The organism is Pseudoalteromonas sp. Ld20, from assembly GCF_045064175.1.
Lineage (GTDB): Bacteria > Pseudomonadota > Gammaproteobacteria > Enterobacterales > Alteromonadaceae > Pseudoalteromonas > Pseudoalteromonas neustonica.
This window is the reverse complement of sequence record NZ_JBISHB010000030.1, coordinates 283,853-306,712: the sequence shown is the minus strand read 5'-3', so window position 1 is coordinate 306,712 and position 22,860 is coordinate 283,853. Positions and strand designations below refer to the sequence as shown.

Below are 22,860 nucleotides of genomic sequence, written 5' to 3'. Positions count from 1 at the left end.
GTCTGTGCGCCCTCAAATCGACGCAACTAAAATATTCTTCAATAGGGCGCGAAGTTTACGCTAATGTGCAAAAACTAGCAAGCCCGTTTATTAATTAAATGAATAAAAAATAGCTGCATTGAGAGCAATTCAATATTTTCCCCTATTTTATATTAAATTGACGTTATGCCAAGCGCTTTTTAACACCGAATGACAAATAAGTTACAGAGTAGGCAAACAGACGTCATGAATAAAAAACATCCACGATGAATTAAGCCAACTTAAAAAAAATAAAAAGTTAAGTTGGCTAATTAAGGCTAAATTAAGCTGCTTAAACGTGTTTTTTCAGGGAATTGTCACAAAATATCGAGCAAGCGCGTTTTTTGTTGTACAATCGGCTGCGTATACCCATTAAATTTGGCTCGGAGATCAATGGATATAAAAGCTATCCAGGCGTTAATCGAAAACGATATGAATAACGTCAATCAACTTATATATGCGCAAATGCGCTCAGATGTGGCACTTGTCAATCAGCTTGGCTTATATATTGTTAACAGTGGCGGCAAACGCGTTCGTCCTATGTTAGCTATTTTAGCGGCCAAAGCACTTGGCTATGAAGGCAAAGACCATATCACCTTAGCAACCATTGTTGAATTTATTCACACTGCAACACTGCTTCATGACGATGTTGTTGATGAGTCAAACCTACGTCGCGGCACACCAACAGCAAATGCTGAATTTGGTAATGCTGCAAGCGTATTGGTCGGCGACTTTATCTACACTCGCTCATTTCAGCTTATGGTCGGGATTGGTAAAATGCAGGTAATGCAAATACTTGCCGATGCAACGAACGTGATTGCTGAAGGTGAAGTGCTGCAATTAATGAACTGCAATGACCCTGACACCACTGAAGACAGTTATATGCAGGTTATTTACTCTAAGACAGCTAAGTTATTCGAAGCTGCTACAGGGCTTGCTGCAGTCATTACTGAACAAAATGAAAAAACACTTAAAGCACTCAATTTATACGGGATGCATTTAGGTACTGCTTTTCAATTGGTTGATGATGTACTTGATTACAATGCAGATGCAGATCAGTTAGGTAAAAACATTGGTGATGATTTAGCTGAAGGTAAACCAACCCTGCCACTTATCTATGCTATGCAACAAGGTAATGCTGAACAGGTTCAGCTAATTCGTGATGCAATTGAGCACAGTAATGGTATGGAGCACTTAGACGCAATACTCAATACGCTAAATGAAACAAATGCACTCGAGTTCACCATGAATAAAGCAAACGAAGAAGCAGATAAAGCCATTGCTTGTTTATCTGTGTTAGCTGATTCGCCTTATAAAGAAGCCTTAGTTAGCCTAGCCCGTATTGCTGTTGATCGTAGTCACTAAAATTAACGATTTGATTTCGAGCACAAAAAAGCCTGCAATTGCAGGCTTTTTTATTACCGCCAACAGCTGGCGATATAAGCAAGGTTAAGCGTTGATGAAATCAACACCTTCTTGGATGTCTTTTTTCAGCGTATCAAGCATATCGTTTTTAGCTTGTAGCTCAAACGCGCTTAGTTCGCCGTAAGAAAGAATCTCTTCTACGCCATTTTTACCTAAACGTACTGGATGAGCGAAGTATTCTGCATCGCCATTTTCAACTGCAACGTATGCATAATCTACAACGTCTTCACCTTGTAGGCCTTTAACTAAAGACATACAAAAACGTGCTGCAGCAGCACCCATTGATAATGTAGCAGAACCACCGCCAGCTTTAGCATTTACTACTTCAGTACCTGCATTTTGGATACGTGGAGTAAGTGCTGCAACTTCTTCATCAGTAAAGCTAACACCTTCAACTTGAGATAAAAGAGGAAGAATAGTTGTGCCTGAGTGACCACCAATTACTGGTACTTTCACAGTTGCAACATCAACACCTTTAAGCTCAGCTACGAACGCTTCAGAACGGATCACATCTAAAGTAGTGATACCGAAAACACGCTTAGCATCGTAAGTACCTGCTTTTTTGAAAACTTCAGCAACAATTGGCACAGTGCCATTTACTGGGTTTGTAATAATACCCACAAGTGCGGTAGGACAATTAGCAACAATGCCTTCTGCTAATGTTTTGATGATACCCGCATTTACGTTGAATAAATCAGCACGGTCCATACCAGGCTTACGTGGCATACCCGCAGGGATAAGCACGATATCACAACCCGTTAACGCTTGGTCAAGTGCGTCAGCACCAAAACCAGCAACTTTAACATCTGTTGGGATGTGAGAAAGGTCAACAGCAACACCAGGAACAACTGGAGCAACATCATAAAGTGATAATTCAGAACCAGCTGGTAAACCTGTTTTTAATAATAAAGACAACGCTTGGCCGATACCGCCTGCAGCACCTAATACAGCAACTTTCATTGGAATTCTCCGTAATTTGAGATAGGGAAATATTTGTGGCTCTAAAGATAATGAAATTAATGCCTAAAGACAAATTTATCCTGCTTATTTTGCATATAATTTCGACCATAGTTGTAAACTTTCTTGTTTACAAAGCGCATACGACAAACAACTACTGCATAAATATTCATTTTTGTGTAGAATTTAGCTCATCAAATAACAAGAGCAGAACAGCAACATGCAACCACATGATAAACAAGAAGCACTGGTGAAAGCCTTTAAATCACTTTTAAAAGAAGAGAATTTTGGTTCTCAAGGCGAAATCGTAGACGCTCTAAAAGAGCAAGGTTTTGATAATATCAGCCAGAGTAAAGTATCGCGCATGTTGAGTAAATTTGGCGCCGTACGCACACGCAATGCAAAACAAGAGATGGTATATTGCCTACCAGCTGAAATGGGTGTACCTACAGCAAAAAGCCCATTGCGCCAATTAGTGATTGATATTATGCATAATGAGATGATGATCATTATTCGCACCAGCCCAGGTGCTGCACAATTAATTGCTCGCTTACTCGATTCATTAGGTAAAGCAGATGGTGTTTTGGGTACAATTGCCGGAGACGACACTATTTTTATTGCCCCAGCTAAAATTTCAGAAATTGATGTAACCCTTGAGCGTGTTCGTCTTTTATTTGATACGGTTTAAAGCTGCTTTAAAAAGTTAATTGACGGGGCAAAGAATGCCGACCCCATATCAGCTTGTGTAAAATCAAGCCAATGGTCATAGCATTCGCCCTGCCCTAAACGGCTACGTAACACCTGCTCGAACACCGAGCCAAATGCGCCGCAGCTTATTGCTAATACACCTTGCTCATTTACATCACCGTAAGGCATGCTTTGATTGAGAAGCAACGCTTGACCTTGCTCATCTTTAAGTTCAGTTCGTACTGCATGACTGGTTTCTAACGGTGGTATGATCAGCGTGTTATCTAATCGCGTACGCCCCATTATTTGCTCTTGTTCATGTAATGATAGATGCTGCCATACACTCAAATCATGCTTATAACGCTGCACATGGATATAACTACCTTGATCTTCAAAGTGCCCCGGCCTGCTAACTAAAGCCGTGATTCGCTTTTGACGACCATGGGGGGTATCCCCCCCGAGTATAAAACCATTAAAGTCGCGCCCATCTAAAAAGCGAAAATTACGTACTTGCTCAACAAGCTCAACATCAGGGGCAAACAATTTAAGTATTTGTAATGCGAACAAATGGTTTACGTCTTCTCTATCTGAACGAATTTGTACAAATAAATCGAACGGCTGTGCCCCCATAACATGATCATTATGCGTAATATTAGGAAAGCTTTGTAGTTGGCTTGGAATGAACTCAGGTAAAACATGTGGCCAATACTGCGCGCCTACAGCCACAAGGCTTGAGAGCATAGATTCTGAAAATTGATCAGCGAACTCGTCTTGAATCACACTGACTCGCTTTAATTTTTTACGCAATGACTCGTCATGACCATCAAATACATTAAAAAATAAATGCAAACCGTGTAGGTTTGCCTCAGCACAAATCCCCGATTGCGCTTGCGCCATGGTATTTCCTTAACTCAAAGTCTCATACACGGCGCTTTTGCTTTAAAATAAAAAGTCACTACTCTAACTAGCGAAAAAGTTTACCGTGTGCGGTTTTATTTTTATTGTAACCTGATCATTCTCTTTAAATGACTGGTCTAATTGAGCTGCAACTTCTATTTCTTGCTGTGCAATCATTACTTTATAAACATAATGGGAGCCAATAAAGCGACTATTGATAATAGTTACTGTATTAATACCCTCCTCACCTATTGAAACCGCGGTTAATAAAAGGTGATGTGGGCGAATATATATCTGACCTAGTTGAGCCTGAGAACCTCGTGCAGCAAATGATTCAACACGCCCGTATGCAGTATTATATTCAGTTGCCGTTAATGCTTCTGCGTCCAAGTATATGCCTTGACCTAGAAACTCTGCAACCACCTTTGAACTCGGAGAGCTAAAAAGTTGCTCAGCGGTGCCCTGTTGAGCAATTTTTCCGCGATGCATCACCGCCAAAGTGTCAGAGAATGCAAATGCTTCCTCTTTTGAGTGTGTAACAAATACTGCAGACACGCGCTGCGCTTTAATAATACGACGGATATCAGCAATTAATTCAAATCGTACTTGGGTATCAATATTTGAAAATGGTTCATCTAATAATAATAAACTAGGTTTATAAGCGAGTGCCCTCGCAATCGCGACTCGCTGCTGCTGGCCGCCAGACAATTGGTGTGGAAAACGTTTAGCACAACCAATTAAATGCACCAATTCAAGCATTTCATCAACACGTTGCTGCTTTTGTGCTTTTGGCATTTTAGCTAACCCAAATGCAATATTATCAGCCACTGTTAAATGTGGGAACAATGCATAATCTTGAAACATCATACCGATATTACGATACTCTGGCGCCAAAAATAACTGCTCATCACTTACCAACTTACCATCAATAAAGACTTTACCTTGCTTGGCTTCTATTAACCCTGCTATTGCTTTTAATGTCGTGGTCTTTCCACAACCACTTGCACCAAGCAAACAAACGATCTCATCTTTGGCGACAGTTAAATCTAGATTTTCAATCACTGCGGTGCCGTTATACTGATACGATAAATTATCTAAGACTAAACTGCTCATTTAACTACGTTGCTCCATTGAGCGATTAACAAAATACAAAGGAATTAACCCTACTACGACTATCGATAACGCTGAAATAGAAGCCAACTCTAATTGCTCATCACTAACGTATTGGAATACATGTGTTGCTAATGTTTCAAAATTAAAAGGCCTTAATAATAAAGCGGCTGGTAACTCTTTCATGCATTCAATAAATACTAGTAACCCTGCGGTTAAAATACCACGACGTAACAACGGTATATGTACCTTGCGCAGAGTTTTACCTTGGCTTTGCCCCATGGATTGACTCGCCATATCAAGCGATGGGCTAATGCGCATAAAACTGGATTCTATTGCACCATGGGCAATGGCATAAAAGCGTACAACGTATGCAAATATAATTGCAAACAAAGTGCCACTTAATAACAGTCCTGGCACAACCCCAAGCGGCTCTAACCACGCATTTAATTTATCATCTAATAAAGTTAGGGGTAATAGTACTGCAATTGCAAGTACGGTACCTGGTAAAGCATACCCGGTACTCGCTAAGCGCCCAGGTATTAACGGGTACTGTTGCTTCGCTATTCGCTGATAAAAAACCACTAACAAACTCAAGCCGATGGTAATGATGCTAACAATAGCTGCCACCTTAAAGCTCTGCCATGCATAAAGGAAAAACTGATCACTCCATGCTTGTTCAGCATACGAAATGGCATAACCTACCAACACTGCCACAGGCAGTAAAAACGCAAAAAACAAAACCACACAACAAAATGTAGTTGCACACCAGGCATGCTTCCCTTTAAGGCTATATAGTGCATCACTATTAACCCCTGATTGGCGCTCAAATACGGCTTGATTGCGACGGCTAAAGCGCTCCATCATCAGAGCAATAAATAAAATAAGCAGCATAATGCCTGAAATTTTTGCAGCCGCAGTTAGTGAGTAATACCCTAGCCATGTGTCATACACAGCCGTTGTTAAAGTGCTCACAGCAAAGTAGTTAACAGTAGCAAAATCAGCCATTGTCTCCATACTTATAAGTGCAAGAGCGGCGACAATAGCACCACGAGCAAGCGGCAAGCTCACTTTAAAAAAACTTTGCCTAGGTGATAGACCCATCAATTGACTTGCTTGCACTAATTTAAATGACTGCTCACGCAACGCTGTTTTAAAAATCAAATAAAGGTAAGGATAAAGCACTAAAGCAATCATCATAATCGCGCCGGGTAAGGTACGAATATCAAAAAACCAGTAGTCGTCTGGGGACTGCCAATTAAACCAATCACGCAGCGCTATTTGCACAGGTCCGGCATAATCAAACAAATCAGTATATACATAAGCAATAATGTACGTTGGCATCGCAAGAGGGAGCATTAGTGCCCATTCAAACTGCTTTCGTCCGGGGAAATCACAATAAGCCGTTAACCAACCAAGCGGGAGTGCAATCGCACAGCTGACAACAGCCACTCCAAAAATAAGCACCAAAGTATTGCGGATGTAATCCCATAACACGGTTTCCCAGAGGTGACTAAACACCTCTGAATCCCCCTGTAGAGATTCAAAAAGAAGAAAACACAGCGGGGTTACTAGCACGGTGCCAATAACCCACGCGAAAGATTGCCATCGCGACAACGAAAATTTAAAACTCATTAAAGATCGAACTTCACCTCATCTATTAGCTTAAGCGCTAACGGACGATATTTGCTAATTTCATCAAGTGGCAAGCTATCTTCCTTAAAGCTTCCCCAAGACGCAACTAAACTTGATAATTCAACGCCAGGTTTAACCGGATATTCCATATTAACCGACGCATATGTATTCTGTGCCTTATTGTCGGTCATAAACTCTATAAGTTTCAAGGCATTTTCAGAGTTTTTAGCGTACTTAGTCATAACTACACCAGAAACATTGATATGTGAGCCTCTATTATCTTGATTTGGGAAGTTTATATGTACAGCATCTGCCCATGGTTTTTGTGCTGGGTCTTCAATCATCTTACCAAAGTAGTAACTGTTACCTAACGCGATATCACACAATCCCTCTTTAACGGCCTTAACTTGCCCACGATCATTACCTTGTGGCTTACGCGCTAAGTTTGCTTTAACACCTTCAAGCCATGTTTTTGCTTGTGCTTCACCATGATGCGCAATCATTGATGCAACTAAACCTAGGTTATAAGGGTGTTTACCAGAGCGTGTGCATAACTTACCTTTGTATTTAGGTAAAGCCAACTCTTCGTAACTTAAATGCGGTAGTGCACCAACACGCTCTTTTGATGAATATACATTACGTACGCGTTTGGTTAATGCAACCCATTGGCCTTCAACATCACGAAATTTAGCAGGCACGTTGCGGTTGACTGTTTCGCTATTGATTGTTTGAGTTAAATTTAGCTCATCTAATTGTACTAAATCACTAAAATTAGAAGTTAGAACTAAATCAGCTTGGCTATGCTTCCCTTCGCGTTTAACACGTTCAATTAAGCCTTTTTTAGCAAATACCACATTGGTTTTAATACCGGTTTGCTTAGTAAAATCATCTAAGATTGATTGAATTAAGAATGGTTGACGAAAAGAATAAATATTTACCGCATCATCTGCAAATGCAGGTGCTGCCACGGTTAACCCAACCAAAATTGCTAACGTCTTTTTCATATATCGCTTCCACTTAAATAATAACTATTATCATGAAATAATACCTTTTCTCCATTTAAAGTGCACTCATTAAATGTGCCTGACAACCATAATGGAAATTGCGTGTGAGATATCTCTTACGATCGTGCCAGTCATTGAGTATAAAACCTCAGAAAAGTCATCAAAAAACAAACTAAAGCATTGAAATTTAAGGGTTATATTTATTTGTTGTTTCAATAGCCATATTTTACATCCGATTTGACCACTATTTTGTTTGCTAAAAGGCTCTATACTTACTTCATCGGTTAAGCAGTTAGGCTTAAATGAGTAAACGGACAAGGAATGATTACTCATAAACCTCGGATTTTAGGTTACGTTAGGAAAAAATGGAATTATGGACAGGCTCAGGATGAGCAACACTATGGATAGTAAATATATGGACAGCATCAAGATGATGCGAAAAGGATTAACAACAGGGCTCGTAAGAGGGTTGTTATACAGGATGTTATAAAAGCGGACGAATGGACAGGCCTTAAGGGTAACGCAATGGAACTGTTAATAAATGGATAGCATCAGGATGATGTGTAATGGATTAACAACAGGGTTCGTAAAAAGGTTGTTTACAGGATGTTGTAAAACGGATAGACGGACAGGCCTTAAAGGCAACGCAATGGAACTGTTTAATAAATGGATAGCATTAAGATTGATGCATAAAGGACGGGTAATAGATTTTACCGATATGGATGAATGGATACTACTTGGATATAGGCCCGGATAGCCTAAATCACGCAGAACGAATAAGTAACAGCGTGATCACATGGAATTGTAAAGTTTAGGAGTTGATTAAGTTCAATTGCAGGATGCAGAAAATTAGAAGATTCCGCAAGCGCGACTAGAGATAGTTCGCGCTTTTCTTTTGCCTGAATAAAGCTATCAGCTATCAGCTATCAGCTATCAGCTATCAGCTATCAGCTATCAGCTATCAGCTATCAGCTATCAGCTATCAGCTATCAGCTATCAGCTATCAGCTATCAAAAAATACTAAACTATTTTGCTATTGTTATGCATAGCATTTTAATACGGGTTTACTTCTTATTACCCAAGCCACCTCAAAATGCAGTTTCAGTTGGAATTAAAAGCGATTAAGGCAGGCATTGATTGCAAGTCATAATGGTTCTATTATTAAAATCAATCCCTTATAAAAGTAACGCAGTATAAATCGCTTTTAAACCAACTCGTTGGGCATTTCACAGACGCTTACTCTCATCGTTGTTACTTCTTAAAAGGGACTACCATTGTTACAAAATAACGCCTTGATATTAAACACCTGTGAAACGCTGAAGTCTGCATCTCGAGGTGGTTTGGGTATACAGCGTTTAAATTTACTCGTTATTGTGGTCGGCCTTTGTTGCGCTTACCTAATAAGTACGCGTCGCGAAACTTCATAAAATGCTGCTCGAGTTTATTAGATGCATCTAATTCACCTGCCAATGCTAATACCATAATAGCCACTTCAGCGGTACCAAGTTGATGAGCGTGAGGGGCAACACGCAGGCGATAATCAGATAGCTTGTCAGCAGTGATCGACAGCACAGGTAAATTATCTAAGTAAGGGCTTTTACGAATCATTTTTTTTGCTTCGCGCCATGTGCCATCTAAAAAGATAAACAAAGGACGTTTATTTGGTTGATGCTCCACCTCGGTAACAACTCGTGCAGGGTTTTCAATATCTGAAGCTGGAAATATCACCATAGGTTGATATTGTGGATCATTTAACAGCGCTAAAAGTTTAAGATCGGGCTCGGTTCTATCCCAACGAAAAGCATAATTGTCAGGAACTATTTCAGCAATCAAACGACCGGTATTAGAAGGTTTAAAACTTTCATTGTGGTACATCAGCATACATACAGCGGCCTCACAGTTTGCCTGCTCTACACCGTCACAAATGCAATAATGCTTTGCAATTAAACATTGCTCACAGCGATCCATTTTGCCGCCACGGGCATTAAACTCCCGACGAGATTCGCTAATTTGCTGCGCGCGCAAGGCAAGTACTGAATTAGAAGAGCGGTTAATCACAAGCTTTATACCTAAAAATTGATCGGCGCGTATTATAGCTAAAGTCAGTGGGAATTGATATCAGCTATCAGCTATCAGCTATCAGCTATCAGCTATCAGCTATCAGCTATCAGCTATCAGCTATCAAAGTTTTGCCCAGTTCAGCTTACGTGTCAAGAAGGCCTATCTTTAGCTGACGGCTGACGGCTGACGGCTGACGGGTATAATCAAAACAAAAAACCCAAGCCGAGGCTTGGGTTTTTAAACAATTAACTAAAAGAACTTACTTCTTCTTTTTAACTGCTTTTTTGTTTGGTAAATCAGTGATTGAACCTTCAAAAATCTCAGCTGCTAGGCCGATTGATTCGTTCAATGTTGGGTGAGCGTGAATAGTAAGCGCTAAGTCTTCGCCATCTGCGCCCATTTCAACTGCTAAGCCGATTTCGCCAAGCATTTCGCCTGCGTTAATACCAATCATAGCACCACCGATAACACGGCCACTTTCTTTATCAAAGATCAGCTTAGTTGAACCTTCAGTACGAGCAGATGCAATTGCACGACCTGATGCAGCCCACGGGAATACCGCAGTTTCAATGCTTAGGCCTTGCTCTTTTGCTTCTTTCTCAGTTACACCAACCCACGCGATTTCTGGATCAGTATAGGCAATTGAAGGTATGCATTTAGGATCAAAGAAGTGTTTTTGACCTGAGATAACTTCAGCAGCAACATGACCTTCATGAACCGCTTTATGTGCAAGCATTGGTTGACCAACAATGTCACCAATTGCAAATATGTTGCTAACGTTTGTTTTAAGCTGCTTATCAACATTAATAAAGCCACGCTCATCAACATTAACGCCCGCTTTGTCAGCATCAAGTAATTTACCGTTTGGTGTACGACCAACTGCTACAAGCACTTTGTCATAACGTACTGGCTCTGCTGGTGCATTTTTACCTTCAAACGTTACATAAAGACCATCGTCTTTCGCTTCAACGCCAACAACTTTAGTTGATAACATTACGTTGAACTTTTTGCTCACGTATTTTTGGTAAATCTTAATGATGTCTTTGTCGGCAGCAGGCACTAATTGATCAGCAAACTCTACAACATCGATTGCAGAACCTAATGCACGATACACAGTACCCATTTCAAGACCAATAATACCACCACCTAATACAAGTAGTTTCTCTGGTACATCTTTAAGTTCTAATGCGCCAGTTGAATCAATTACACGGTCATCTTGTGGAATGAAAGGCAAGTTAACAGGCTGAGAACCCGCTGCAATAATAGCATTATCGAACGTGATAGTTGTTGCGCCATCAGCACCTTCAACAGCGATAGTGTTGCTACCAGTGAATTTACCGTAACCGTAAACCACTTTTACTTTACGCATTTTAGCCATGCCGTCTAGGCCACCAGTCAACTGACCGATTACAGAATCTTTCCAAGAACGTACTTGGTCTAAGTCAATTTTTGGTGCGCCAAAAGTAACACCATGAGATTCCATTGCTGCTGCATCATCAATTACTTTAGCTACGTGTAAAAGTGCTTTTGAAGGGATACAACCAACATTAAGACATACGCCGCCTAATGTATCGCGAGATTCTACTAATGTAACTTCTAAGCCCAAGTCAGCAGCACGGAAAGCTGCAGAGTAACCACCAGGACCACCGCCTAGTACAACAACTTGAGTTTTTAATTCGTTGCTCATGCTATTACCTTAATTGTTTGAACGGGACACTGCCCTAAAGTTTAACTGCCAAGTTTCTGCAAGGCAGAAAATCAGAGCAGATCTTTGTGCAAAGATTGTATCATTGCAAATGGTAAAAATCCCAGCAAAAAACAACTGGCTGGGATTTGATTCTATTTATTTAGCTACATGCACCAATTGCTTACATTACTAATTGGCGAATATCGCTCATGTAACTTGCAAGAGTGACAGTAAAGCGTGCAGCTAATGCTCCGTCAATCACCCTATGGTCGTATGACATTGAAAGTGGAACCATTAATTTTGGTTCAAACTCTTTGCCATTCCATTTCGGTTTCATTTCAGACTTAGATACACCTAAAATAGCAACTTCTGGCGCGTTTACGATTGGCGTAAAGGCTGTACCACCAATCCCGCCTAAGCTTGAAATTGTAAAACAACCACCTTGCATATCAGACGAAGTTAGTTTGCCGTCACGTGCTTTAACCGATACTTCCATCAGCTCACGCGATAATTCAATGATGCCTTTTTTATCAACATCTTTAAATACTGGCACAACTAAACCGTTAGGTGTATCAACCGCAACACCGATGTTGATGTACTTTTTAAGGATTAAGCTTTCGCCATCATTAGAAAGTGAAGAGTTAAATGTAGGGAACTCAGCAAGTGCTTTTGCTGCTGCTTTCATTACAAATACCAGCGGGGTGATTTTAACACCTAGCTTTTTCTTCTCTGCAAGCGCATTTTGTTCTTTACGGAAGACTTCAAGACTGGTGATATCAGCTTCATCAAACTGAGTAACATGAGGAATTTGCACCCAGTTACGGTGTAAGTTTTTACCCGATAGCTTTTGAATACGAGAAAGTTTCTTCTCTTCAATCTCACCAAATTTAGCAAAATCAACTTTTGGCCATGGAATTAAACCAAGCTCACCGCCGTCAGCATTACCTTTACTTGCAGATAATTGACCTGACTCAACTTGCTTAACTAGATTTTTCACATAGTTTTGCACGTCTTCTTTAACAACACGACCTTTACGGCCAGAGCCTTTCACGTTTGCAAGGTTGATACCAAACTCACGCGCTAAACGACGTACAACTGGCGATGCATGTGCATACGCACTGTTGTTTTCAAAGCTTTCATTGCTGGCTTTTGCCGGTGCTGCTTGTGGCGCGGGTGCTGACTCTGCTTTTGCAGGTGCTGGAGCGGCTTTTTCTGCTGGTGCAGATGCAGCAGGTGCAGCAGGTGCACTACCGGCAACTTCAAATACAAAGATAAGTGAACCGGTCGATACTTTATCGCCTGCGGCTACTTTAATCTCTTTAACAGTACCTGCAAACGGGGCTGGTACTTCCATTGCCGCTTTGTCGCCTTCAACGTTTAAGATTGATTGATCTTCAGTAACGCTGTCGCCAACAGCAACCAAAATTTCAGTTACTTCAACTTCATCACCACCAATATCAGGTACGTTTACTTCTTTGCTGCTTGGTGCTGAGCTTTGTACAGGCGCAGACTCTTGTGCTGGCGCTGCTTTTTCTGCTTGCGTAGGTGCAGGTTCACTACCGACTACTTCAAAAACAAACACAAGTGAGCCTGTTTTTACTTTGTCGCCAGCAGCCACTTTAATTTCTTTAACTGTCCCAGCAAACGGCGCTGGAACTTCCATCGCTGCTTTGTCGCCTTCAACATTTAAGATTGATTGCTCTTCAGTAACAGTGTCACCAACGGCAACCAGGATCTCAGTCACTTCAACTTCATCATCGCCGATATCTGGTACGGTAACTTCTTTAGTCGTTGAGCCTGAAGATGCAGCAGGTGCTGCGTCTTCAGTTTTTGCTTGTTCAGCGGGAGCAGCACTTGATGCTTTCTCTTCGCCTTCAAACAAGAATACCAAAGTCCCCGTAGTGACCGTATCACCAACATTTACTTTAATTTCTTTTACAGTACCGGCTTGTGCAGCGGGTACTTCCATTGAGGCTTTATCACCCTCAACCGTTAGTAATGATTGGTCAACTTCAACTTTGTCACCAACGCTCACTAGAATTTCGGTTACTTCGACTTCATCGCCACCGATATCTGGTACATTAATTTCAATACTCATTGCAAACCTCTTATGCGTACAGTGGATTAAGTTTGTTAGTGTCGATGTTGAACTTTTTAAGTGCCTCAACAACAACTGACTTTTCAACTTCACCACGTTTAGCAAGTTCAGATAACGTAGCAACCACTACGTAGCTGGCGTTAACTTCAAAGTGACGACGTAAATTCTCACGGCTATCAGAACGACCGTAACCATCCGTACCTAACACTTTATAGTTGCTGCTTGGAATAAACGAACGCGCTTGCTCTGCGTAGTTTTTCATGTAATCCGTTGCGGCAACAGTCACTGAATCATTTAAGACGCTCGTGATGTACGCAGTTTTTTGTTCGCCTTCAGGGTTAAGCATGTTGAAACGTTCAACATCTTGACCTTCGCGCGTTAATTCATTGAATGACGTTACAGAGAATACATCAGATGCAATACCGTAATCTTCACTTAAGATAGCTGCGGCTTTACGTACTTCGGTCATGATAGTACCTGAGCTTAATAACTGTACGTTGGCTTTTTTACCCGCGTAGCTTTCAAGCTTGTAGATACCTTTACGAATACCATCTTCAGCACCTTCTGGCATAGCAGGTTGTGCATAGTTTTCGTTCATTAGCGTTAAGTAGTAGTAAATATTTTCTTGATCTTCACCGTACATACGACGAATACCATCTTGGATGATAACCGCAACTTCATACGCATAGGTTGGATCGTAAGAGATACAGTTAGGCACAGTGTTAGCAAGAATATGGCTGTGACCATCTTCGTGCTGTAAACCTTCGCCATTTAGCGTTGTTCGACCGGCTGTAGCACCTAATAAGAAACCACGTGCTTGTTGGTCACCTGCCATCCATGCCATGTCGCCAACACGTTGGAAACCAAACATTGAATAGTAGATGTAGAATGGGATCATTGGTAAATCGTTAGTGCTGTATGATGTTGCAGCAGCAACCCATGACGACATTGCACCTAACTCATTGATACCTTCTTGCAGTACTTGACCTGATGTAGCTTCTTTATAGTAAGAAACGATATCACGATCTTGTGGTGTATAGTTTTGGCCATGCGGGTTATAAATACCGATTTGACGGAATAAACCTTCCATACCAAACGTACGCGCTTCGTCAGCAATAATTGGTACGATATTTTTACCAATGCCCTTATCTTTTAATAAGATATTAAGTGCACGCACAAAGCCCATCGTGGTAGAAATATCACGTTTTTGCTCATCAAGTAATGGCTTAAATGCTTCTACTTCTGGTAGCTGTAACTTTTCAGTAAAGTTAGGAATACGTTTTGGCGTGTAACCTTTCAATGCATCACGGCGAGCATGTAGGTATTTGTACTCTGGCGAACCTTCTTCAAGTTCTAAATAAGGTAGCTCTGCAAGTTGCTCTTCAGACACTAAATCATCTAAACCTAAGCGTGAACGTAAATGTGCCACATGTGACATGTCCATTTTTTTCACTTGGTGCGCAATATTCTTACCTTCAGCCGCTTCACCCATGCCGTAACCTTTTACAGTTTTAGCAAGGATAACCGTTGGACGATCATTTGTTTGCTCTGCTTTTTTAAATGCAGCGTATAATTTTGATGGTTCATGACCACCACGCTTAAGAGCAAAAATCTCGTCGTCTGTCATGTCAGCAACAAGTGCCGCTGTTTCAGGGTAACGACCAAAGAAATGTTCACGTACGTACGCGCCATTTTTAGCTTTGTATGTTTGATAATCACCATCGATGGTTTCGTTCATCAATTGTAGTAACTTACCGGTAGTATCTTTAGCAAGTAAGATATCCCAACCGCTGCCCCATACTACTTTAATGACGTTCCAGCCAGCGCCTTTAAATAAGCCTTCAAGCTCTTGGATGATTTTACCGTTACCCATTACTGGGCCATCTAAACGCTGTAAATTACAGTTAATTAGGTAACACAGATTATCTAGCTTTTCACGCGCAGCGAAAGAAATAGCACCACGTGATTCTGGCTCGTCCATTTCGCCATCACCTAAAAACGCATATACACGTTGATTTTTAGTGTCTTTCAAGCCACGACCATCTAAGTACTTTAAGAATCGCGCTTGATAAATAGACGCGATTGGACCTAGGCCCATTGATACTGTAGGGAATTGCCAAAATTCAGGCATTAATTTAGGGTGTGGGTAAGACGGTATGCCTTCACCATCAACTTCTTGACGGAAGTTATCAAGCTGTGCAGCTGATAAACGCCCTTCAACAAATGCACGCGCATAAATACCTGGAGAAATGTGACCTTGATAATAAACTAAGTCACCGCCATCAACATCATTAGGGGCTTTAAAGAAGTGGTTAAAACACACTTCATAAAACGCAGCCGATGACTGATAAGACGCCATATGGCCGCCTAAGTCGAGGTCTTTTTTCGAAGCACGCAATACAATCATGATTGCGTTCCAACGAATAATAGAACGAATACGGCGCTCAAGGTTTACATCCCCTGGGTAAGCAGGTTCTTGATCAACCGGGATCGTATTAACGTAGTTTGTGTTAATGCCTGTTGGCATATCAACACCGTCTAAACGGGCTTGCTCTAATACTTGCTCAAGTAAAAACTGAGCACGTTCAACACCTTCTTCGCGCACAACTGATTCAAGAGCTTGTAACCACTCTTGTGTTTCTAGCGCGTCTACGTCAATTTTATTGACTTCAGACATATGGAGGTTTCCTTATGTTTAAAATACGAATGTTCTTAATAAGCACTGTGGTATAAAGCGTTGCTATATTACAGTCAGTGCTTGCTTAAATTATTAATCTTTACTTAATTTTGTTTGGTGCGTCTTAAACTACGTTCAATCCGCGAATGCTCTTTGCCCGCTTCCAATAATGCTTCTTCAATGAAAGCTAAGTGAGCATTACTGGCAAGGCGTGCTTGCTCAGGATTCCCTTCAATCACTGCATCCATTAATAAACGACGATGCTGAGCCAACTGCTTACTAATATGCGGTTTTTCTAACAACACCGTTAAATTTTGTAATACATTTTGCTCTAATAGCGCTTGCATGCCACGTACTAAGTGCAATAGCACAACATTATGTGACGCTTCAGCAACACTAAAATGAAACGCATTAATTGCTTTGGCTTTTTGCTGTAAATCAACATCAGCTAAAGCGATATAATCAAAGCTTTGCTTCACTTTCTCAAAGTCGGTGCCAGTACCACGAAGTGCGGCATAATATGCGGCAATTCCTTCTAAGGCATGGCGAAACTCAAGTAAATCAAACTGCGATTCCGGGTGCTTGCTGATCAAATCAAATAATGGATCCGTCAACCCTTCTTCTAGCTGATTTTTTACAAACGTCCCGCCACCTTGGCGACGTGTTACTAAGCCTTTAGCCTCTAGCTTTTGAATTGCTTCACGTAATGAAGGTCGAGATACTTCAAATTGCTTTGCTAATTCACGCTCTGGCGGCAGTTTTTCACCTGGTGCTAATGAGCCCTCAAGAATCATGTTCTCAAGCTGCTCTAAAATAACATCCGATAGTTTTGCTGCTTTAATCTTTAAAGACATTAATGGACGTCCGTAATAGTGATAGGAATGACTTAAAAAATAGTTTTCTACCTGCAACTGGAGCAAAAGGTAAATTGGTCATACCAAATTTGTGCCATACGTTATCAAAAAGCGTGTTTGCTGTCAATTTCACTACGACAGAGCCCTGTAAAGCAGACTAACGCATTTAGCATAAAGATTAAACAGTATGAGGTAAAGCGAGTGTTTGGAAAGGTTTTTTATATCAAATCGAAATGGTCTGACCAGACAATTAAACACTGAGAAGCCGATTATTTACTATCAATAAATACCTAAAAAACTTTTATACATAGAGAATAAATGAGAAGAAGCTGCCAGCTATATACCATCGTAGGAGAGCGCTTTAGCGCCGATTGGCTTTAACACAAAACCTAGAACAATCACGGCTAAAGCCTGTTCCCACAAAACAAATACAACACCTAGCAGCTGTTTCTTTACGCTAAGCCACCAAACAAAGTAAGCAATGCAATTAGCACCAAATAAAACAATACATTTCGTTTTACTAATTTCACCATACACGTAGCTTCATAGGTACAACCAAAGTGCTGCTGCTCAATTTGCTCAGCCGCTAATGCCGTATTGGTTACAACTTTACGATTACTCACAGAAAAGTCGAGTACATAGCGTAACCAACAACTCGTTCCTTTATTGAAGTTACCTATTACTAAATAACCAAAGCTTGCAATTCTCGCAGGTAGCCAATCAAGCCAAAATAATAAAGTATGAATAAGCTTAAACCGTTTTGCATACGCCACGCTATGATCTTCGCGTACTATATCGCCGTAAGTACGCACTAATGCATAGAGTACTGCACCGGGGACACCTAACACTACAAACCAAAAAATCACAGCGCAATAGAAGCGAAAATTGATCCACGCAAGTGTTTGCCCAAAGCTCTCTCCCCCAACTTCATCTTCAGTGCGCTTTTGTCCCATTTGATACGCATACAAAGTAGCAGCCTCACTATCACCACGAGTAAGAGCATTCAAATAAGATTTATATAAAACTCGATGCTTAGCACAGCCAAAACACACAAGCAGTACCACAACATTAACGACTAACTGCCATAATACAAAATCAGAAAAGGTATACACCAACGCACTCGCAATAACTGGCAGTACAAGCCAAATTAAAAACCCATGAGCAGAATTAAACATTCCTTTATCACTGAGTTGCTTTTTAGAACGAGATAAATACCCCTGTGCATAATGACTAATTTGCCAATAATTTGATCGCGCACCAAGGCGCTCTAAAATTAATGCGATAATAATAGAAATTAAAATCATAACGGTCTCTTAGCTTGTCGCTTTTTAAAATAGTCCGGCAAAATAAAACTGCCAATCAAAACTCTCACCAGGATCACTTTTTCGTCCAGGCGCAATATCACAATGTCCAACAATTCGCTCCTGAGTAATCGCTGAATATTTATTAGTCAATGCGTTAGTTAAGGATTGTAATGCATTATATTGGTTTTGGGTATATGGCGTTGTATCAGTCCCTTCAAGCTCAATACCAATACTAAAATCATTACACTGGCTGCGCCCTAAAAATTCAGACCGCCCAGCGTGCCAAGCGCGCTTACTAAAAGGTACGTATTGTACTATCTCACCGCAGCGCTTAATAAAGCAATGTGCAGAGACTCTCAAACCTTGTAAATCACTAAAGCTAGGGTGAGCTTGATGATCAATACACCCCATAAATAAATCATCTACATATGGCGTAGCAAACTGCCCTGCCGGTAAAGAAATATTATGGATGACCAATAAAGAAATACCTTCATCATTCGGGCGCTCATCAAAATATGTGCATGGTCGCTGAATCGCCGTATCAACGACGCCAAAAGAGTTTATTTTCATAATGTATCTGTAAATAAGTACATAGTAAGATGCTAATAGATTTTTAAGCACAATGACAGCAAAGTAATAAAACGTAGCTGCAGGTTTATACCGCGACTGCCCTAACATTTAAGCAGAGTAAACCCACGCCTACATATTGCTAGCACCGCGATCCTGTAGGTCGTCATTTATGGCGACAATGGCTATTTTACCACCGAGAAAACCCAAGTAAAACATCACTTATTTCTTCCCTGTGAACTCAGTGTCCTCTGTGGTGAATTAGGCACTTAAAGAACTTTAATTGCGCAAGATAAACCCACGCCTACATATTACTAGAAAACGATCCTGTAGGTCGCGTTTTAGCGCGCCAACATTAAAATAACAAACACTGTCGCCATAAATGACGACCTACAATATATGCTGGGCGGCTGATAGCTCTTCTATTCACTCATCAAACCATGTAAAATTTGTGCAATTTCCTAATTATAATGAGCTTTTATAATGTCTATCCCACACAGCCTATTAAGCCAACTCGTTAAACTTGCCCTTGATGAAGATTTAAATTATCAAACTGCTGAGCAAGGCGATATCACTGCGCAATTAATTCCAGCATCACAACAAGCCAATGCAAAAGTGATCACCCGTGAAGACTGCGTTTTTTGTGGTAAAGACATTATTATAGAAGTATTCAGCCAAGTTGACCCTAGCATCACAGTCAATGTACTGGTAAACGATGGTGATACGGTAAAAGCTAACGACACCCTATTTACAGCATCAGGTTCAGCACGCGCGATTTTAACCGCCGAGCGTACATCACTTAATTTTGTGCAAACACTCTCTGGCACTGCTACAACAACCGCGCATTACGTAAAAGAGCTCTATGGCACCAATACCCAATTACTTGATACTCGTAAAACAATTCCAGGTATGCGTGCCCTACAAAAATACGCAGTTAAATGTGGTGGCGGGGAAAATCACCGTATAGGCTTATTTGATGCGTTTTTAATTAAAGAAAACCATATAGCCGCCTGTGGTGGTATTGATAAAGCCGTAGCTCAAGCAAAACTAAATCACCCAACTAAACCTGTAGAGGTAGAAGTTGAATCACTTCATGAGCTAGATCAAGCCATTAATGCCGGTGCTGATATTATAATGCTTGATAACTTTAGCGTTGAGCAGATTCAACAAGCGGTTGTACTTACCAATAAACGCGCCAAATTAGAAGTCTCTGGTAATATGACCTTAGAAACACTACGAACCTACTCACAAGCAGGGGTTGATTTTATCTCCAGTGGCGCACTTACAAAAAACTTACAATCTATCGACTTATCTATGCGTTTCGAGTAAAAATTCTACAAATAAATTATTTAATTTTTACCTAATCCGTTGACAAATTGACCAAAAAAGCATTAAATACGACGAAAGGATTATTTTGTAACAAACTGTTAATTTCAGTATCACTTTTACATTAAAATAGTGATAAAGTAAGCCGCAAGGATGAGCGAAACTCTCCCTAAGCAATACAAAAGCTTTATACGGATGTGTTTTTTATATTCAAAAATCATCTGATAAAAATAATCACTTGTTTTTTGAATTTAGTCGCGCATTAAACTCTCAGAAAGTTCCTAAAATTCTATGAGTTCAGTGCAAAACAGCTTTCAAAAAGCTATTTTAGTGCTAAAGTAATTCTAAACGCCTATTTCCAATCAATTTTGGGTAGGTATAAGAATTAAAATAATCTTTTTTAAAAAACCGTAAGATAAACATGTTTTATTTACTCATAAAACTACTTAGCTTACAAAAAAATCACTATCCTTTAGGAGAGGAACATGGAAAAAATGACACAACAGAAACAAAAGGGTTTTACCCTAATTGAATTAATGATTGTAGTAGCAATCATCGGTATTCTTGCTGCAGTAGCACTTCCTGCATATCAGGATTACACCAAAAGAGCACATGTTAGCGAAGGCATGAACTTAGGTGCCTCAGCTAAATCAGCTGTAACAGAATTCTATACATCTCAAGCAACTTTACCTGGAACTAATGCTGCGGCAGGTTTACCAGCTAACACTGAAATTGTTGGTAACGCTGTTAAATCAGTTGCAATTGGCGCTGGTGGTTCAATCACTGTAACTTTCAATGCAAAAGTTGTTGATGATGCAACTCTAATCTTGGTGCCAGACGTAGCTACAAACCCTGGCAGCATTGTTTGGTCATGTAATACAGGTACTGTTGCAGATAAGTACTTACCTGCAAACTGTCGTTAATAAACCTTTTATGTCTAAGCTGAGCAAACATTTTGTTTGCTCAGCTTTTTTATGTAAATAAAAATAACTGAGTTAATATGGCAAATAAAAATGAAAATGCTGGATTAGATACTTTTCAATGGATCGGTGTAAGTGCTCGTGGCAAACGCCTTGAAGGTGAAATAACTGGAGCGAGTATTTCATTAGTAAAAGCTCAGTTACGTAAGCAAGGTATAACTCCCTCTAAAGTAAAACGCAAGGCCAAACCTTTGTTTGGTACGCGTATGCAAAAAATAACCCCCAAAGACATTGCCTTGGTTACACGGCAAATCGCTACCATGCTAATGGCTGGGGTGCCCTTAATTCAATCAATCGAAATGATAGGTTCCGGTTCTACCAATAAAAGTGTGGGTAAGTTAATGGAAACCATTGGTGGCGAGGTAAAAGCTGGTGGTACATTATCTGATGCTCTTCGCAGGCATCCGCGTTATTTTGATGATTTATACTGTGACTTAGTCGCCTCTGGCGAACAATCAGGTGCTCTTGATAAAATATTTGATCGTGTCGCTCTTTATAAAGAAAAGTCCGAAGCACTAAAATCAAAAATTAAAAAAGCCATGTTTTATCCTATTGCCGTACTCGTTGTGGCACTTATTGTTACCTCTATCTTGCTTATTTTTGTGGTACCGCAATTTCAGGATATTTTTGCCGGCTTTGGCGCAGAGCTTCCAGCATTCACTTTAATGGTTATTGGCATATCTGAATTTATGCAAGAGTATTGGTGGGTCATTCTTATAATTATGGTGGTGGCTGGTTACGCTTACAAAGAGGCTTTATTAAAAAGTAAAAAACTGCGTGATGCCAACGACCGTGCAATATTAAAGCTCCCTGTAATTGGTATGATATTAAATAAAGCCGCCGTTGCCCGCTATGCGCGTACTCTTTCGACCACTTTTGCGGCGGGTGTACCGCTAGTTGATGCGCTTGATTCTGCTGCAGGTGCTTCGGGTAATGCTGTTTACCGTTATGCTATTTTAGATATTAAGGCCGAGGTAAGCTCAGGCAATCAAATGAACTGGGCAATGCGCAACTCAAAAATATTCCCTGATATGGTTATTCAAATGGTCGCTATTGGTGAAGAATCCGGCTCTTTAGATGGCATGCTTGCAAAAGTTGCCACTATTTATGAGCAAGAAGTTGATGATGCAGTTGATGGCTTATCTAGCCTGCTAGAACCACTCATTATGGCGGTGCTTGGTGTATTAGTCGGTGGTTTAATTATTGCGATGTACTTACCGATTTTCCAACTAGGTTCGGTTATATAAAAGCTGTAAGCTGTAAGCTGTAAGCTGTAAGCTGTAAGCTGTAAGCTGTAAGCTGTAAGCTGTAAGCTGTAAGAAAAAATATTCCGAATTTATATTCAGCAATGCAAGCTCTTTTTATTTATTGTAGGGACATTGCTGTGAGTTTGGGTAAAGCTATGCCTGTAGCCGTTTTCTATGGAAATACATTCACGTAGGAGCCAGCTTTAGCTGCGAATTATTTATATTTTTATCACCCGGACTTTCTCGATGTAGCGCGCTGCGCTTCTGTGCACTCGGTGGTGAAATAATCATTGTCGCCATGAATGACGACCTACATGGGTTTTCTA

Annotated in this window: 17 protein-coding genes; 5 read left to right on the top strand and 12 right to left on the bottom strand. The window is 40.5% G+C overall.

Going from position 1 to position 22,860, the window contains the following annotated elements; genetic code table 11:
- The first annotated feature begins 411 nt into the window (after positions 1-411).
- Complete coding sequence (gene ispB, locus ACJJVX_RS07140) at positions 412-1,383, top strand: octaprenyl diphosphate synthase (protein ID WP_054203098.1); 972 nt, start codon at positions 412-414, stop codon at positions 1,381-1,383.
- Positions 1,384-1,467: 84 nt separating this feature from the next.
- Here ispB and mdh read toward each other — a convergent pair whose 3' ends face one another.
- Positions 1,468-2,403, bottom strand: a complete 936-nt coding sequence (gene mdh, locus ACJJVX_RS07135) for a malate dehydrogenase (RefSeq protein ID WP_054203097.1) — start codon at positions 2,401-2,403, stop codon at positions 1,468-1,470.
- 217 nt (positions 2,404-2,620) lie between these two features.
- Here mdh and argR point away from each other — a divergent pair, with 217 nt between their 5' ends.
- Positions 2,621-3,088, top strand: coding sequence for a transcriptional regulator ArgR (argR, locus tag ACJJVX_RS07130; RefSeq protein ID WP_054454574.1), 468 nt, complete (start codon positions 2,621-2,623; stop codon positions 3,086-3,088).
- Here the strand turns inward: argR and ACJJVX_RS07125 are convergent.
- The 11 genes from ACJJVX_RS07125 to ampD form a co-directional block, all read right to left on the bottom strand.
- Positions 3,085-3,984 carry a Dyp-type peroxidase gene (locus tag ACJJVX_RS07125; protein WP_054203095.1) on the bottom strand — a complete coding sequence of 300 codons (900 nt, stop codon included), beginning with the start codon at positions 3,982-3,984 and terminating at the stop codon, positions 3,085-3,087. The two genes, argR and ACJJVX_RS07125, sit on opposite strands and share 4 nt — an antisense overlap.
- A 63-nt stretch (positions 3,985-4,047) precedes the next feature.
- Positions 4,048-5,097 (bottom strand): ABC transporter ATP-binding protein, encoded by a 1,050-nt coding sequence (locus tag ACJJVX_RS07120; RefSeq protein WP_054454577.1) that lies wholly within the window; start codon positions 5,095-5,097, stop codon positions 4,048-4,050.
- Positions 5,098-6,729 (bottom strand): ABC transporter permease, encoded by a 1,632-nt coding sequence (locus ACJJVX_RS07115; RefSeq protein ID WP_405630784.1) that lies wholly within the window; start codon positions 6,727-6,729, stop codon positions 5,098-5,100. It lies immediately after the preceding gene.
- Positions 6,729-7,733, bottom strand: coding sequence for a Fe(3+) ABC transporter substrate-binding protein (locus ACJJVX_RS07110; RefSeq protein WP_405630782.1), 1,005 nt, complete (start codon positions 7,731-7,733; stop codon positions 6,729-6,731). The genes ACJJVX_RS07115 and ACJJVX_RS07110 overlap by 1 nt, the downstream gene beginning before the upstream one ends.
- Positions 7,734-9,101: 1,368 nt before the next feature.
- Complete coding sequence (locus ACJJVX_RS07105; RefSeq protein WP_054203091.1) at positions 9,102-9,791, bottom strand: tRNA-uridine aminocarboxypropyltransferase; 690 nt, start codon at positions 9,789-9,791, stop codon at positions 9,102-9,104.
- A gap of 262 nt (positions 9,792-10,053) precedes the next feature.
- A complete protein-coding gene (gene lpdA / locus ACJJVX_RS07100; RefSeq protein WP_054203090.1) occupies positions 10,054-11,481 on the bottom strand; it encodes a dihydrolipoyl dehydrogenase in 1,428 nt (475 codons plus the stop codon).
- Between the two features lie 181 nt (positions 11,482-11,662).
- A complete protein-coding gene (aceF, locus tag ACJJVX_RS07095; RefSeq protein WP_405630780.1) occupies positions 11,663-13,579 on the bottom strand; it encodes a pyruvate dehydrogenase complex dihydrolipoyllysine-residue acetyltransferase in 1,917 nt (638 codons plus the stop codon).
- A gap of 10 nt (positions 13,580-13,589) precedes the next feature.
- Positions 13,590-16,256 carry a pyruvate dehydrogenase (acetyl-transferring), homodimeric type gene (aceE, locus tag ACJJVX_RS07090; protein ID WP_054203088.1) on the bottom strand — a complete coding sequence of 889 codons (2,667 nt, stop codon included), beginning with the start codon at positions 16,254-16,256 and terminating at the stop codon, positions 13,590-13,592.
- A 104-nt stretch (positions 16,257-16,360) separates the two neighbouring features.
- A complete protein-coding gene (gene pdhR, locus ACJJVX_RS07085) occupies positions 16,361-17,110 on the bottom strand; it encodes a pyruvate dehydrogenase complex transcriptional repressor PdhR (RefSeq protein ID WP_054203087.1) in 750 nt (249 codons plus the stop codon).
- Positions 17,111-17,562: 452 nt separating this feature from the next.
- Entirely contained in the window at positions 17,563-18,414 is an 852-nt protein-coding gene (gene ampE / locus ACJJVX_RS07080) for a beta-lactamase regulator AmpE (protein ID WP_054203086.1), read from the bottom strand.
- 24 nt (positions 18,415-18,438) lie between these two features.
- Complete coding sequence (gene ampD, locus ACJJVX_RS07075; RefSeq protein WP_054203190.1) at positions 18,439-18,984, bottom strand: 1,6-anhydro-N-acetylmuramyl-L-alanine amidase AmpD; 546 nt, start codon at positions 18,982-18,984, stop codon at positions 18,439-18,441.
- Between the two features lie 480 nt (positions 18,985-19,464).
- Between ampD and nadC the strand changes: the two genes are divergently transcribed.
- The 3 genes from nadC to ACJJVX_RS07060 all read left to right on the top strand — a co-directional run bounded on the left by nadC (position 19,465) and on the right by ACJJVX_RS07060 (position 22,534).
- A complete protein-coding gene (nadC, locus tag ACJJVX_RS07070) occupies positions 19,465-20,310 on the top strand; it encodes a carboxylating nicotinate-nucleotide diphosphorylase (protein ID WP_405630777.1) in 846 nt (281 codons plus the stop codon).
- A gap of 482 nt (positions 20,311-20,792) precedes the next feature.
- Positions 20,793-21,230 carry a pilin gene (locus tag ACJJVX_RS07065; RefSeq protein WP_405630775.1) on the top strand — a complete coding sequence of 146 codons (438 nt, stop codon included), beginning with the start codon at positions 20,793-20,795 and terminating at the stop codon, positions 21,228-21,230.
- Between the two features lie 77 nt (positions 21,231-21,307).
- Positions 21,308-22,534 carry a type II secretion system F family protein gene (locus tag ACJJVX_RS07060; protein WP_405630773.1) on the top strand — a complete coding sequence of 409 codons (1,227 nt, stop codon included), beginning with the start codon at positions 21,308-21,310 and terminating at the stop codon, positions 22,532-22,534.
- Positions 22,535-22,860 lie beyond the last annotated feature (326 nt).